Source organism: Flavobacteriales bacterium (assembly GCA_013214975.1).
In the GTDB taxonomy this organism is placed as follows: Bacteria; Bacteroidota; Bacteroidia; order DT-38; family DT-38; genus DT-38.
The window spans coordinates 1-13,568 of record JABSPR010000437.1 but is presented as its reverse complement, the minus strand read 5'-3'; the positions used below and the strand labels follow the sequence as shown (position 1 = coordinate 13,568).

At 35.8% G+C, this 13,568-nt stretch carries 15 protein-coding genes; 10 read left to right on the top strand and 5 right to left on the bottom strand.

Translation table 11 applies throughout. The features are described from left to right. Window positions 1-23: 23 nt before the first annotated feature. The gene (ubiE, locus tag HRT72_13620) at window positions 24-752 is read left to right on the top strand and encodes a bifunctional demethylmenaquinone methyltransferase/2-methoxy-6-polyprenyl-1,4-benzoquinol methylase UbiE (protein NQY68748.1); all 729 of its coding nucleotides are present in this window, start codon (window positions 24-26) and stop codon (window positions 750-752) included. Window positions 753-794: 42 nt separating this feature from the next. Then, complete coding sequence (locus HRT72_13615; GenBank protein NQY68747.1) at window positions 795-1,517, top strand: PorT family protein; 723 nt, start codon at window positions 795-797, stop codon at window positions 1,515-1,517. A gap of 2 nt (window positions 1,518-1,519) precedes the next feature. On the opposite strand, the gene HRT72_13610 is transcribed toward HRT72_13615, so the two are convergent. From HRT72_13610 to HRT72_13595, 4 genes are all read right to left on the bottom strand, one after another. After that, complete coding sequence (locus HRT72_13610) at window positions 1,520-1,852, bottom strand: septum formation initiator family protein (GenBank protein ID NQY68746.1); 333 nt, start codon at window positions 1,850-1,852, stop codon at window positions 1,520-1,522. Window positions 1,853-1,942: 90 nt separating this feature from the next. Next, entirely contained in the window at window positions 1,943-3,574 is a 1,632-nt protein-coding gene (gene pruA / locus HRT72_13605) for an L-glutamate gamma-semialdehyde dehydrogenase (GenBank protein ID NQY68745.1), read from the bottom strand. 6 nt (window positions 3,575-3,580) lie between these two features. Then, window positions 3,581-3,967 carry a Co2+/Mg2+ efflux protein ApaG gene (gene apaG, locus HRT72_13600; protein NQY68744.1) on the bottom strand — a complete coding sequence of 129 codons (387 nt, stop codon included), beginning with the start codon at window positions 3,965-3,967 and terminating at the stop codon, window positions 3,581-3,583. 138 nt (window positions 3,968-4,105) lie between these two features. Then, window positions 4,106-5,476, bottom strand: coding sequence for a DUF5103 domain-containing protein (locus HRT72_13595; protein ID NQY68743.1), 1,371 nt, complete (start codon window positions 5,474-5,476; stop codon window positions 4,106-4,108). A gap of 189 nt (window positions 5,477-5,665) precedes the next feature. On the opposite strand from HRT72_13595, the gene HRT72_13590 reads away from it, so the two are divergent. The 7 genes from HRT72_13590 to HRT72_13560 all read left to right on the top strand — a co-directional run bounded on the left by HRT72_13590 (window position 5,666) and on the right by HRT72_13560 (window position 12,570). Continuing rightward, the gene (locus HRT72_13590) at window positions 5,666-7,009 is read left to right on the top strand and encodes a Na(+)-translocating NADH-quinone reductase subunit A (GenBank protein NQY68742.1); all 1,344 of its coding nucleotides are present in this window, start codon (window positions 5,666-5,668) and stop codon (window positions 7,007-7,009) included. Then, window positions 7,009-8,196: an NADH:ubiquinone reductase (Na(+)-transporting) subunit B gene (locus tag HRT72_13585; protein NQY68741.1), complete on the top strand. Its 1,188-nt coding sequence runs from the start codon at window positions 7,009-7,011 to the stop codon at window positions 8,194-8,196. The genes HRT72_13590 and HRT72_13585 overlap by 1 nt, the downstream gene beginning before the upstream one ends. Before the next feature lie 5 nt (window positions 8,197-8,201). After that, a complete protein-coding gene (gene nqrC, locus HRT72_13580; GenBank protein NQY68740.1) occupies window positions 8,202-8,882 on the top strand; it encodes an NADH:ubiquinone reductase (Na(+)-transporting) subunit C in 681 nt (226 codons plus the stop codon). A gap of 10 nt (window positions 8,883-8,892) precedes the next feature. Next, window positions 8,893-9,567, top strand: coding sequence for an NADH:ubiquinone reductase (Na(+)-transporting) subunit D (locus tag HRT72_13575; GenBank protein NQY68739.1), 675 nt, complete (start codon window positions 8,893-8,895; stop codon window positions 9,565-9,567). 10 nt (window positions 9,568-9,577) lie between these two features. Continuing rightward, a complete protein-coding gene (nqrE, locus tag HRT72_13570; GenBank protein NQY68738.1) occupies window positions 9,578-10,192 on the top strand; it encodes an NADH:ubiquinone reductase (Na(+)-transporting) subunit E in 615 nt (204 codons plus the stop codon). A 10-nt stretch (window positions 10,193-10,202) separates the two neighbouring features. After that, window positions 10,203-11,519 (top strand): NADH:ubiquinone reductase (Na(+)-transporting) subunit F, encoded by a 1,317-nt coding sequence (locus tag HRT72_13565; protein NQY68737.1) that lies wholly within the window; start codon window positions 10,203-10,205, stop codon window positions 11,517-11,519. 97 nt (window positions 11,520-11,616) lie between these two features. Further along, window positions 11,617-12,570: an FAD:protein FMN transferase gene (locus HRT72_13560; GenBank protein NQY68736.1), complete on the top strand. Its 954-nt coding sequence runs from the start codon at window positions 11,617-11,619 to the stop codon at window positions 12,568-12,570. On the opposite strand, the gene HRT72_13555 is transcribed toward HRT72_13560, so the two are convergent. Beyond that, a complete protein-coding gene (locus HRT72_13555) occupies window positions 12,527-12,727 on the bottom strand; it encodes a membrane or secreted protein (protein ID NQY68735.1) in 201 nt (66 codons plus the stop codon). The two genes, HRT72_13560 and HRT72_13555, sit on opposite strands and share 44 nt — an antisense overlap. A 61-nt stretch (window positions 12,728-12,788) precedes the next feature. Between HRT72_13555 and mazG the strand changes: the two genes are divergently transcribed. Further along, a complete protein-coding gene (gene mazG / locus HRT72_13550) occupies window positions 12,789-13,568 on the top strand; it encodes a nucleoside triphosphate pyrophosphohydrolase (GenBank protein NQY68734.1) in 780 nt (259 codons plus the stop codon).

Below are 13,568 nucleotides of genomic sequence, written 5' to 3'. Positions count from 1 at the left end.
TTGCGCTCCTAACCAATTATAGTATGGGCACCAAGGTTACACCGTATAACGACAAGTCAATAAGTAAAAAAGAACAGGTAGCCACTATGTTCGATAAGATAGCTGGCAGTTATGATTTTTTAAATCATCTGCTATCGCTAGGAATAGATATCTTATGGCGAAAAAAAGCAGTTAATATTTTAAGGCCTCTTAAACCTAAAAGTATATTAGATGTGGCTACTGGAACTGGAGATTTTGCGATAGAATCGTTATCTCTAAATCCAGAAAGAGTTATCGGAATAGATATTTCTAAGGAAATGATCAACGTTGGGATTTCTAAAATTGAAAAAAAGGGATATCAAGATCGTATATTTTTAGAACAAGGTGATGGGGAGAATATTGCCTACGATAATGACTCTTTTGATGCTATAACAATTGGCTTTGGAGTGAGGAATTTCGAGGACGTCCCTAAAGGACTTTCAGATATGTTTCGCGTATTAAAGAAGGATGGGATGCTAGTTGTCTTAGAATTCTCAAAGCCTGCCAAGTTTCCAATAAAGCAGATATATACCTTTTACTTCAACATGGTGCTGCCGGTTATTGGAAAGGTTTTTTCTGATGACAATTCCGCATACACGTATCTACCTGAATCTGTAGAAGCATTTCCTGATGGGGACGATTTCCTAGAATTAATGATGGAGCAAGGATTTGTTGAGACAACGTGTAGGCCATTGTTATTTGGTATTGCCTCAATTTATACCGGAAAAAAATAATACTTCGATTAAAGAGTTTAGGATGAAACTAAGAGCTGAAAGATGAAGCGAATTTGGATTCTTATACTGATAACTAGCTATTCGTTGTCTAGCTACGCCCAGAAGCAGAAAGTTGAGAACCTTCCTAAGCATGATGTAGATAGGGTCTTTAAGTTTGGATTCACTTTAGCTGCTAATACTACAAGTTTTCGTGTGAAGAAAAATTCGGATATCAATTTGTATCCAGATATTGCTTCAGTTGAAGTTTTAAAGCAGGCAGGTTTTTTATTAGGGATATTATCTAATATGAGGATAAATGATTGGTATGATCTTCGTTTTATGCCTGCCATCTCATTTTCTGAGCGGGTATTAGAGTATAAGGTTAGAAGTGGGGTCACGGGAAGTTCTATAGAACAAGTAGACAGAAGGATTGAATCGACATTTTTAGAATTCCCTGTTTTGTTGAAGTATAAGTCGAACCGATTAAATAACATGAGAATGTATATGATTGGAGGGGGTAAATATACTTTGGACTTAGCTTCTCAAATTAAAATAGACAATGAAAATTTTTCTGATTCGGAAAAGATTGTGAAACTGAAGCAGGACGATATTTATTGGGAAATAGGGGTAGGGATCGATTTTTACTTACAGTATTTTAAATTAAGTGTGGAACTTAAAAAGTCTTATGGATTAAGAAATGTGTTGGTTCAAGATAATACGCTTTATTCAACACCAATAGAACGATTAAATTCGCAAATGACGATAATATCGTTTCACTTTCAGTGATTCTAAAGAGGGGATAAGGATGCCCTTGTAAGGGATAGGATTTCTTCCTTTTCTTTTTCCATTATCACAAAGATAATTTCATTTTCTTTCTTCATTAGATACTTTTCTCGGGCAAATTTTTCCAAAGATTTTGGATTAGTTGTTAAATCATGCATGTCAATGTTGATTTTTTCAATCTGTATTTTAAGACGTTCTTTTTGATCGGCTTTTTCGTAAAGATTAACTCTTAATTTCCGTTGAGAAAAAAGATTATTGGCATCTAAAAATGCCATCCAGACTAAGAAAATAATAGTTGTAAGCGCGTATCTGTTACTTATGTATCTTAAATATTTCATTGCGCTTATCCGTTTGTTCAAAATTAGGTTCAATTAATAGGATTTAATAGTATAACGTTTCAAGTTATGAACAGTTCGGCATGGATAAGCCTATTCTGCCTCATGGAAGGGGTATCGGTAATTTGTTGAAGGAACGAGAGTTTCTTTAATTGTTCTCGGAGAAACCCATCGTAGTAAGTTGAACATGGATCCTGCTTTGTCGTTGGTTCCGGAGGCTCTTGCTCCACCAAACGGTTGTTGTCCGACAACAGCTCCAGTTGGTTTATCGTTGATGTAGAAGTTTCCAGCCGCATTTGAAAGAGCACTAGATGCTTGATTGATAATATCTCTGTCTTGAGATATAATGGACCCTGTAAGTGCATATTCACTAGATGAATTGATCAGGGTTAGGGTTGCATCAAACTCATCATCCTGATAAACATAAAGCGTAAGAATAGGTCCAAATAACTCTTTCGTCATTGTAATATAATAAGGGTCATATGCTTTGATTACCGTGGGGTGTATGAAATAGCCATGCGATTTATTATAGCTTCCACCTACGATAATTTCTGCATTCGAATCTGCCTTTGCTGCTTCGATAAACTCAACTAGATTATCAAAAGATTTCTCGCTTATTACGGCATTAATAAAGTTTGAAAAATCTTCAGTGGGTCCAATTTTAAGGGATTCAACAGTAGTAATTAGTTTTCCTTTAACCTGAGGCCAAATGCTTTGGGGAATATATGCTCTCGATGCCGCAGAACATTTTTGTCCTTGATATTCGAATGCACCTCTTACCAGTGCTGTAACGATTATATCTACTTCTGCCGAATTATGAACCAATATAAAATCTTTACCACCTGTTTCTCCAACGATACGAGGGTATGATTTGTAAGTGGAAATATTTTTGCCAATTGTTTTCCAGATTTCCTTAAAAACTGCTGTAGAGCCTGTGAAGTGGATTCCTGCAAAATCTTTGTGGCTAAGAATTTCCTTCCCGGCAATCTCTCCATCAACGTATATAAGATTAATGACCCCATCGGGCAAACCAGCTTCTTTAAATATTTTAATAATTACCTGGCAAGAATAAATTTGATGATGCGAAGGTTTCCAAACAACTGTATTACCCATTAAGGCGGCACTGGATGGTAAGTTTCCTGCTATTGCAGTAAAGTTGAAAGGGGTAAGAGCAAAAACAAATCCTTCTAATGGGCGATATTCTAATTGGTTCCAAGTGCCTTTCGGCGACTCAGGTTGAATAGTGTATATGTCTTGCATGAATTGCACGTTGTAACGCAGGAAATCGGCAAATTCACAGGCTGCATCTATTTCTGCTTGGTATGCATTTTTAGATTGACCTAGCATCGTTGCAGCGTTGATTTCCATTCGATACTTACCTGATACAAGATCCGCTGCCTTTAAAAAGATGGAGGCTCTTTTTTCCCAAGTATAGTTAGACCATTTTGTTTTTGAATTGAGAGCAGATTCAATAGCCTCTTGCACATGCTTGTTAGAACCCTTGTTGTAATAGCCGAGAATATGCTTGTGGTCATGTGGGGCTACCATGGCTATTTTGTCTTCGGTAAATACATTATCGCCATTTATTAGCATTGGAGCATCTATAATCTGCTCTCTTAACTCTGCTATTTTGTCCTTCAGATCTTTACGTTCTTCGGAGTTTATGGAATATTGATATATTGGTTCATTAAAGGCGGGTTTTGTTTTAAAAAATCCTTTTCTCATATGGTATTAATTCAATTTTTGAGGAACGATAAGTTCGAATTTTGGAATACTAACTTCAAAGTTTGATTTGTTATCAATACGTTGCATTATGTATTTACCTTCCATATTGCCAATATCTGTTATTAGGTTGCAAGATGACTGGTAAACGTATGCCTCGCCAGGTTTTAGAATCGGTTGTTGACCAACAACTCCTTTTCCCTCTACTTCGCGATGTTCTCTGCTTGAGTCTTGGATAAACCAGTGTCTTCTAAGTAGTTGAACGGGGAAGTCATTTTTGTTCTCAATTGTAATTTCGTAGTGGAATATGAAATATGCCTTATCCGGATAAGAATTTCTATCGTCAAACTTTGTTTGAACGCTTACCTTAACACCTTCCGTTAGTAATGCTGTCATTTCATGTTGTTGTATAGCAATAGTAGTGTTTTATTGTAGTTCAACATAGTTTGTTGAAAATAGTTTCAAACATCAACTATGCTTTTTCAGTGTTTTTACTTATGTTATGGAAATGGGTAATACAGGCAGGGATGGGAATTAAAAGGAGGAGGATTTGAATTTTGAAAACCCAATAAGCTTCTCGTAATCATTACTGATTCCTTTGTGGTATACCAGGATTATATACTCGTTGTTGGTAACAAAGTGAGTACCTTCTATAAAACTCATGTCACCAGATTGTTCATCGTCTTTAACAAACATATAACAGTAATTGTAATAGCCTTGTTTAAGGAAAATTGATTTTTGATAAGACTTAGTGGACATATTATATTCTAGACGATGTGTTTCAGGGAACCCCCAATTCGATAATTGTCCAAATATGTATAGGTTTCCGTCATTAGCCGGTTCTTCAAATTCTAAATTAAAGTTGACCCAGGCATAGTCTGGGTGAATGTCATTATCGGTTCCTTCTTGAACGCGAATTACATATTTCCCATTTATATCCGGAAAATTTGAATACATACTAAAGGTTTTTTTAGAATCAGTTTTAAGAATTACATGATTAATAGTGTCGAAGTAATTTTCTGCAACATACTGGGTTTTATAACGGAAACTTTTGATATCAAAAAAGCGGAATTCATTGCCTCCTTTAAAGACATTTTCATCATCATAATCGTAAATAAGCTCATTGTCGTTTACGAAAGTTGGGTTAATCCCTTCTTTTCGATTATCCCAACGTTCGTTTTGAAGAATTACAATTTTCAAGTCTTCGAATGGGTCGTCTATTTGATACCCACCTCGATTTATTTTAAAATCTATCTCTTGTTTATACTCTCGTTGTGAAATTTGTGCTGGCCGTTTAAGTCTGGGGGTGATATTTAATTTGTCTTCAAGGACAAGAAAACGTTGTGTAAACATAATTTTAGAAGGATCATAATCTTCGAAAATTTTAATGATGTAGTTTCCAGATCGTGTTATTTTCATCTCTTTAGTAGGGAAAGAGAGAGAATAATGTAAATATTGTTGGATTGTGTTAAACGAAAATTCATACTCTGTAATGTCTCCATTTTCAAATCCATCAATATATTCTAAAGGACTAATAGGAGAAGGGTTCCATTTGGAATCACAATGAACTAAGCTGTAATTGTATGTTTTGGGCTCATTCGACAGAAAATCAAATGAAAGTTTTAACGTGTTATTTGAGTTTAACTCAATTATAGGGAATCCTAAATGGTTTTGTGAAGGAGAAAGTTGAATAGAATGAATACTGTCGCGATATTTTTTGTTTTCAAAATAAATTACGTCTTCGCTATAGTAATCATCTTCTGTTACTACAAATTCAGAAGAATCGGAGTTGCTCAATGAATTATTGGCAATTGACGTTGCTTTTTTAGTGCTATCGCAAGCACTTATTAGGAATATTAAGGAGAAAACAGCCGCTACTGTTTTATTTAGTGAATTATTATTCAATTTTTTTTCTTCGGAATTTGGAGTTAAATAGCTGTAAAGACCATTGTGTCAAGTTAAAAAAGAGATGATTGAAGTATCGTTAACAATAAATTTGATGTAACGACATTAAAAAATCAACGTTTTCTCATTCTAAAATTAAACAAATTTATACATTTGGGTTAGTATTTAAGAATAGGGTAAAAACTATCGATGGTAAATATAAAGATTTTAAAAGGGGTAGATATTAAGTTAGAAGGCGAGGCTGAAAAGGTCCTTGTCTCTGTCGAGATGCCTGATTCAGTAGCTATTAATCCGCTGGATTTCGAAGGGTTAACACCTAAGTTAGCTGTGAAAGTTGGTGGTAAAGTGAAAGCAGGAAGCCAATTGTTTTACGATAAAAATAATGATCAAATCTCGTTTACGGCTCCAGTTAGTGGCGAGATTGCAGAAATTGTAAGAGGCTCTAAAAGAAGAATAGAGGAAATTCGCATTATCGCGGATAGGGAGATTCAATTCGAGGAGTTTGTAAAAGGGGATCCTACTTCGATGAGTAGAGAGGATATAATTTCTAATTTACTTAAGTCTGGAGTTTGGCCTTTTATTAGGCAAAGGCCATTTAGTACTGTGGCTAATCCGGCAGATAAACCAAAATCGATTTTTATCTCCTGTTTTGATACAAACCCATTAGCGCCAGATAATGATTTTGTTTTACATGGGGAAGGTGTATTATTTCAAAAAGGACTTGATGCCCTTGCTAAGTTAACAGAGGGTAAGGTGAATTTGAATATTAACCCAGATGTTAAAGTGTCAAAGGTTTTCTCTGAGTCTAAATTGGTGCAAGTAAATAATGTAACAGGACCGCATCCAGCAGGTAATGTAGGTGTTCAGATTCATCACATAGATCCAATTAATAAGGGAGATATTGTTTGGTATGTTGCTCCTCAAGATGTCTTGACAATAGGCAGACTGTTTGGTGAAGGGAAATTTGATTCGTCAAGAATTGTTGCAATTACTGGATCTTCAGTAAAAAGTGCAAAGTATATGAGGTCTTATGTGGGTGCTAATATTAAAAAGTTAGTTCAAAACAACATAGAGGAAGGCGATCAGCGATATATTAGTGGAAACGTATTATCTGGATCTAAAATCACGAATGAAGGTTACTTAGGGTTTTATGATACTCAAATTTCTGTTATCCCAGAAGGGAATGAACCTGAATTCATGGGATGGATGTCTCTTGGCTTGGATAAAATGAGTGTTTCTAGAACTTTCTTGTCATGGTTAATGCCATCTAAAAAGTATAAACTAACTACGAACTTAAGAGGAGAAGAACGGGCATATGTTATGACTGGTCAGTATGAAAAAGTTTTCCCTATGGATATATATCCGAATCAACTAGTTAAGGCTATAATGGTTGGAGATATTGAATTGATGGAAAACCTTGGTATATATGAAGTGTCTCCAGAGGACTTTGCACTTTGCGAGTTTGTTTGTACATCTAAGATTGATGTTCAGAAAATTGTAAGGGAAGGAATTGAAATGGTTAGAGAAGGATAATGAAAGCATTATTGGACATATTAGCTAAAGTAAAGCCCAACTTTGAGAAAGGTGGGAAGTTGGAAAAGTTTTTTCCTGCTTACGATGCGCTTGAAACATTCATGTTTGTGCCAGGGCACACAACTAAGTATGGATCTCATATTAGAGATGGTATTGATTTGAAAAGAACTATGATTACTGTGGTTTTGGCGATGATCCCTTGTTTGCTTTTTGGGATTTGGAATGCCGGACATCAGCACTACATTGCTCTTGGTGAGTTTATTGCTTTAGGCGATGGCATGCAAGAGAAAATGTTGTACGGAGCTATACTTGTTTTGCCAATTGTCGGTGTTTCTTATGGTGTAGGACTTGGAATTGAATTTGCTGCGGCGATTATTAGAGGTCATGCATTAAATGAAGGGTTTTTAGTTTCAGGTATGTTAATCCCATTAATCTTACCAGTAGGTATTCCTCTTTGGATGGTTGGTGTGGCAACTGCGTTTGCCGTGATTATCGGAAAAGAAGTTTTTGGCGGTACAGGAATGAATATCGTAAATCCAGCAATTACTGCGAGAGCGTTTCTATTCTTTGCTTATCCTTCAGATATGTCTGGAGATAAGGTTTGGGTTGACACAACTTTAGATCAAGGGCAAAGATTAGTTGATGGTTATACTGGTGAAACAGTTTTATCTCAGGCGATTACAAAAGGTGAAAATTTCATTGGAGCAAGTGGTGGAGAACTATCGACGATGGATTTATTTTATGGTTATTTACCGGGATCAATTGGGGAGACATCAACATTAGCATGTTTAATAGGAGCTGCTATACTTCTAATAACCGGAATAGCAAGTTGGAGAACAATGCTATCTGTGGGTATTGGTGGTTATATTATGGCATTAATATTTAACATGTGGGGAGCAACTCCATTTATGGAGGTAGCACCATTGACACAGTTAATGATTGGAGGTTTTGCTTTTGGTGCTGTATTTATGGCAACAGATCCTGTAACGGCTACTCAAACCAATACAGGAAAGTATATTTATGGATTTTTTATCGGGTTTTTTGCAATCATGTTTAGAGTGTTTAACCCTGCATATCCAGAAGGTATGATGCTAGCAATTCTATTTATGAATGTAATGGCTCCAGTAATTGACCATTATGTATTGAATGCAAATATTCAGAAAAGATTGAAAAGAGCTAACGCTTAAAAAGTATGGACAAGAATAGTAACAAATCCACTTTCATTTTTGCTACAGTAATGGTTGTTATTGTGGGGACAGTACTTGCGATCACTGCAGAAGGGTTGAAGCCTTTTCAGAAAGAGAATGTACGTAAAGAAAAAATGCAAAATATTCTTAAAGCGGTTAAAGTTGAAACCTCGAGAGATGATGCGCAAGGATTGTATGAGGAATACATTACTGAGATTGTTGTAAACAACAAAGGTGAGGAGATAGGAAAGGATGCATTTAATGTAAAATTAAAGGCAGAGCTTAAGAAGGACGAAGCAGATCAGCAATTTCCATTATATATATGTAAACTTGATGGCAAGACTTTTTATATCGTAGAGGTAAGGGGTAAAGGGCTATGGGGTCCGGTTTGGGGTTATTTGGCTTTAGAAGATGATCTTAATACTGTATATGGAGCAACATTCGATCACAAGACTGAAACACCAGGGCTAGGAGCAGAAATCACAACTGATGCTTTTCAAGATAGCTTTATAGGCAAAACGATAACAGAAGGAGGGGAGTATACTCCAATTAAAGTTGTAAAAGGTAATGCTACTGGCGCTCATCAAGTTGATGCACTTTCAGGAGCAACGATTACGAGTGTTGGAGTATCTAACATGATTGGGACGGCATTTAAAAACTACCTTCCATATTTCAAAAAATTGTAAAAGAAGTACAATGAGCGAAGTAGCAGCAGAAGAAGTAAAGGCACCGGCAGTTAAAGAAAAGTCAGAACCTTTATTTTCTAAAAAGAATAAAAGATTATTATCTGATCCAATGGATGATAATAATCCAGTTACTGTTCAGGTACTAGGGATTTGTTCAGCTTTAGCTATTACAGTTAAACTGGAACCATCCGTGGTAATGAGTATTTCTGTAGTATTTGTTTGTGCATTTTCAAATTTGCTTATATCGTTAATTAGAAATATTGTTCCAGATAGAATTCGAATTATCGTTCAATTAGTTGTTGTCGCATTTTTGGTAATCTTGGTAGACCAAGTTTTAAAGGCATTTGTATACGATGTGAGTAAGCAATTAAGTGTATTTGTAGGCTTAATTATTACGAACTGTATAATTATGGGGAGATTGGAGGCATTTGCTCTTGCGAATAAGCCATGGCCAGCATTTTTAGATGGTATCGGAAATGGTGCTGCGTATGGTGCAATATTAGTATTGGTTGCTTTCTTTAGAGAGCTATTTGGTTCAGGAAAACTATTCGGAGTAGACGTGTTGTTAAGATTTGGTTACGAGCCAAATGGATTAATGATTTTACCTCCAATGGCTTTGATCGTGGTAGGATTGATTATCTGGGCTCAACGTTCTAGGAATACCAAATTGATTGAAACGCATTAATAAGTAAACTATGCAAGATTTAGTAAACATATTTATAAAAGGCGTATTCATTGAGAATATGATCTTTGCCTATTTTTTAGGTATGTGTTCGTATTTGGCTGTTTCAAAAACAGTTAATACAGCGGTAGGATTGGGCTTTGCTGTAATATTTGTATTGTGTGTTACAATACCTGTAAATTACCTATTAGAGAATTATGTTTTGGCAGAAGGTGCATTGGCTTGGGCTGGGATGCCAGAGGTCGATTTAAGTTTCTTAAGTTTTATTATGTTCATAGCGATCATTGCTTCTATTGTACAGTTAGTTGAAATGTTAGTTGAGAAATTTGCCCCGGCATTATATGGTGCTCTTGGGATTTTCTTACCATTAATTGCGGTAAACTGCTCAATATTAGGTGGTGCACTTTTTATGCAAGATCGAGAATATTCTACGATAGGTGAGGCAACTATGTTTGGATTTGGTTCTGGAGTTGGTTGGTTATTGGCAATTGTTGCTATTGCAGCAATTAGAGAAAAAATTAGATATTCAAACGTACCTGCTCCGCTAAGAGGATTAGGAATTACGTTTATTATCACTGGACTAATGGGAATGGCGTTCATGAGCTTCATGGGCATAGAATTAGGATAAGAAAGAGGTTATGATTTATCTAGCAATGGGACCAACAGTATTAGCGGCAGTAGGAGCTTTCCTATTCTTTACGTTGTTGTTGGTTAGTATTATCTTATTTGCAAAAGCAAAGTTGTCACCGAGTGGTGCGATCAATTTGAGCATCAATAATGGTGAAAGAACCATGGAAGTTGAAGGCGGAGGAACTATTTTATCTACATTAGGAAGTCAAGGTATCTTTTTGCCTTCTGCTTGTGGTGGTGGTGGTACTTGCGTTCAGTGTCGTTGTCAAGTTATTAGTGGTGGTGGTGATATTTTACCGACTGAAAAGCCTCATTTTACGAGGAAAGAAATTGCTGATAACTGGAGATTGGGTTGTCAAGTTAAGATTAAGGAAGATATGGAGATTCAGGTTCCTGAGGAAGTTTTGGGAATCAAAGAGTGGGAAGCTACAGTTGTGTCTAATTATAATGTTGCTTCTTTTATTAAAGAATTTGTAGTTGAAATCCCGGAAGATATGGATTATAAAGCTGGTGGTTATATTCAAATAAAAATTCCTGCAGGCGAGGTTAAGTTTGCTGATATGGATATTGAAGCACATCCTAAAGAACATCCTGGTGAGCCGGATAAGTTTCAGTATGAGTGGGATAAGTTTAAATTATGGCCTCTTACAATGAATAATGACGATGAAGAAATTGTTAGAGCTTACTCAATGGCTAGTTACCCAGCTGAAGGAAGAAAAATTATGTTGAATGTTCGTGTGGCTTGTCCGCCGTTTGACCCTAATATTGGTGGTTGGGCTGAAGTAAATCCTGGAATTGCTTCTTCATATATTTTTGGTAGAAAGCCAGGTGATAAGGTTACTATATCAGGACCATATGGTGAATTCTTTATCCATGAAACGGATTCTGAAATGATATATATCGGTGGTGGTGCTGGTATGGCTCCAATGAGATCACATCTTTATGAATTATTTAAGACTCTTAAGACAGGTAGGAAAGTAACATATTGGTACGGTGGTAGATCGAAACGTGAGTTGTTCTATGTTGATCATTTTGAAGAGTTAGCGAAAGAATTTCCGAATTTCAGATATTATTTAGTTTTATCTGAGCCAATGGAAGAAGATAACTGGGTAGAGAAAAAGGACATGGATGACACTAAAGGAGATGGTTTCTTAGGTTTTGTTCACCTAGCGGTTATCAAGTATCAATTGGAACTCCATGATGCACCAGAGGATATTGAGTTTTATTTCTGTGGGCCTCCAATGATGAATCAAGCAGTTCTTAAAATGTGTGATGACTGGGGCGTTCCAGAAGAAAACGTGTCATTCGATGATTTCGGTGGATAATATAATCTGTCTATCAATTCGTAATATTTTCTTGAAGTTATTTGTATTAATATTTGGTTATTCTCTGCTTTTTGGTTGCGGTACTTCAAATAAACAAATGGCTGATTCTAGCTTTTTGGTTCTGTCGGGAAGCGCTCAAGGTACTTTCTATAAAATAAAGTATAAAGGTAATTATGACTATCAGCATGGAATAGACTCAATCCTACACGTAATAGATATGTCTATGTCCAGTTATCTGGATTCTTCGTTAGTGTCTAAAGTAAATAGGAACGAAGACATTCTTCTCGATATTCATTTTAAATCTGTTTTTAGAAGAGCTGCGGAAATAAGTCTTTTGTCTAAAGGAGCCTTTGATATCTCAGTTGCTCCATTAGTGAATTATTGGGGATTTGGACCGCACGCTAGAGATACATTTGATTCTATTTCATTCTTAGATTTGAAGAGGTATGTTGGTATGGATAAAGTTAGAGTTGTTGACGGTGAAATAGTTAAAGATTTTCCTGAATTGAAGTTGGATTTTAATTCAATTGCTCAAGGGTATACTGTCGACGTAATCGGTAGTTATTTTGAATCTCTGCATGTAGATCATTATTTAATTAATGTAGGGGGCGAGATAAAGGCTAAGGGATTAAATGATAAAGGTAATATATGGGTGGTTGGTGTTGAGAGTCCTGTTGAAGAGGTATTCGAGAATAGGTATGAGGTAGCAGTTGACGTTAATAATATGGCATTAGCAACTTCTGGTAGTTATAGAAAGTATAAAATCATTGATGGAATAAAATATTCCCATACTATTGATCCAAGGATAGGAAAACCAGTAGCTCATTCTTTATTGAGTGTTTCTGTTCTTGCAGATAATTGTATGGATGCAGATGGTTTAGCTACATTATTTATGGTGTTGGGATTAGATTCTTCTAAAATGTTGCTAGACAGTATGAAAAATATTGAAGCTTATTTTATTTATGAAAATGAGGATAAGGAGTGGGAAAGATATGAGACCTATAACTTCAGGAAGAAGTCTCCCCCGTCTGACACTTCTCTTCTCGAGTAGCGCCACAAATACCACAAGAGCCATCATCTGTTTGTAGCATTGGATTGTTACTGCTACATGTACCAGCAAATTTCCCATCTTTCTTTACAAGAATTTTAATCGCAATACCTGCAAAACCAAGACCTAGTAGTGCAATTGCTAAAAGAATTGTTCCCATAACATTAAAATTAGTAAACGAATTACATCTTATCCTTAACTTGTGGATCTAATTTAAGGTTATGGAAAATAAATTAAAGGAATTTGAGCGGTTGCTTAATATAATGGATGAGCTTCGAGAGCAATGTCCTTGGGATATGAAGCAAACGATAGATTCTATTCGCCATTTAACCATTGAAGAAACATATGAATTATCCGATGCGATTCTAAGTAAGGACATGGAGGAGATTAAGAAGGAATTAGGAGATGTTCTCTTACATATTGTTTTTTATTCTCGTATTGCTTCTGAAACGAATGCGTTTGATATTAAAGATGTGATATCAAGTCTTTGCGAAAAATTGATTCGACGCCATCCTCATATTTATGGCGATGTTAAAGTTAATTCTGAAGAAGACGTAAAGCGAAATTGGGAGAAAATAAAACAATCCGAAGGAGAGAAGAAAAAAACGGTATTAAGTGGCGTCCCAAAATCATTACCAGCTTTGATAAAGGCGGATAGAATTCAAGAAAAGGCTAGAGGTGTTGGTTTCGATTGGGAGAAAAAAGAAGATGTATGGGCTAAAGTTGAAGAAGAATTAGGAGAATTAAAGAAAGAACTAAGTGTAGATAAAATCGATAAAAGTAGAGTAGAAGGGGAATTTGGTGATTTGCTTTTTTCATTGATCAATTATGCTCGATTCCTAGATATTGATCCAGATACTGCATTAGAAAGAACCAATACTAAATTTATTAGCCGATTTGAATGTATAGAGAATGGGGCAAAGGAAGAAGGTAAGAAAATTACAGATCTATCTTTGACTGAAATGGAGGATTATTGGCAAAAAGCGAAAGAAATGTTATAG

Coding starts and splice junctions, on each gene's coding strand:
- HRT72_13565 (NQY68737.1), top strand. CDS start 10,203: ATGATTTATCTAGCAATGGGACCAACAGTATTAGCGGCAGTAGGAGCT.
- HRT72_13560 (NQY68736.1), top strand. CDS start 11,617: ATGGCTGATTCTAGCTTTTTGGTTCTGTCGGGAAGCGCTCAAGGTACT.
- apaG (NQY68744.1), bottom strand. CDS start 3,967: ATGACAGCATTACTAACGGAAGGTGTTAAGGTAAGCGTTCAAACAAAG.
- pruA (NQY68745.1), bottom strand. CDS start 3,574: ATGAGAAAAGGATTTTTTAAAACAAAACCCGCCTTTAATGAACCAATA.
- HRT72_13575 (NQY68739.1), top strand. CDS start 8,893: ATGAGCGAAGTAGCAGCAGAAGAAGTAAAGGCACCGGCAGTTAAAGAA.
- nqrC (NQY68740.1), top strand. CDS start 8,202: ATGGACAAGAATAGTAACAAATCCACTTTCATTTTTGCTACAGTAATG.
- nqrE (NQY68738.1), top strand. CDS start 9,578: ATGCAAGATTTAGTAAACATATTTATAAAAGGCGTATTCATTGAGAAT.
- mazG (NQY68734.1), top strand. CDS start 12,789: ATGGAAAATAAATTAAAGGAATTTGAGCGGTTGCTTAATATAATGGAT.
- HRT72_13590 (NQY68742.1), top strand. CDS start 5,666: ATGGTAAATATAAAGATTTTAAAAGGGGTAGATATTAAGTTAGAAGGC.
- HRT72_13585 (NQY68741.1), top strand. CDS start 7,009: ATGAAAGCATTATTGGACATATTAGCTAAAGTAAAGCCCAACTTTGAG.
- HRT72_13555 (NQY68735.1), bottom strand. CDS start 12,727: ATGGGAACAATTCTTTTAGCAATTGCACTACTAGGTCTTGGTTTTGCA.
- HRT72_13610 (NQY68746.1), bottom strand. CDS start 1,852: ATGAAATATTTAAGATACATAAGTAACAGATACGCGCTTACAACTATT.
- HRT72_13615 (NQY68747.1), top strand. CDS start 795: ATGAAGCGAATTTGGATTCTTATACTGATAACTAGCTATTCGTTGTCT.
- ubiE (NQY68748.1), top strand. CDS start 24: ATGGGCACCAAGGTTACACCGTATAACGACAAGTCAATAAGTAAAAAA.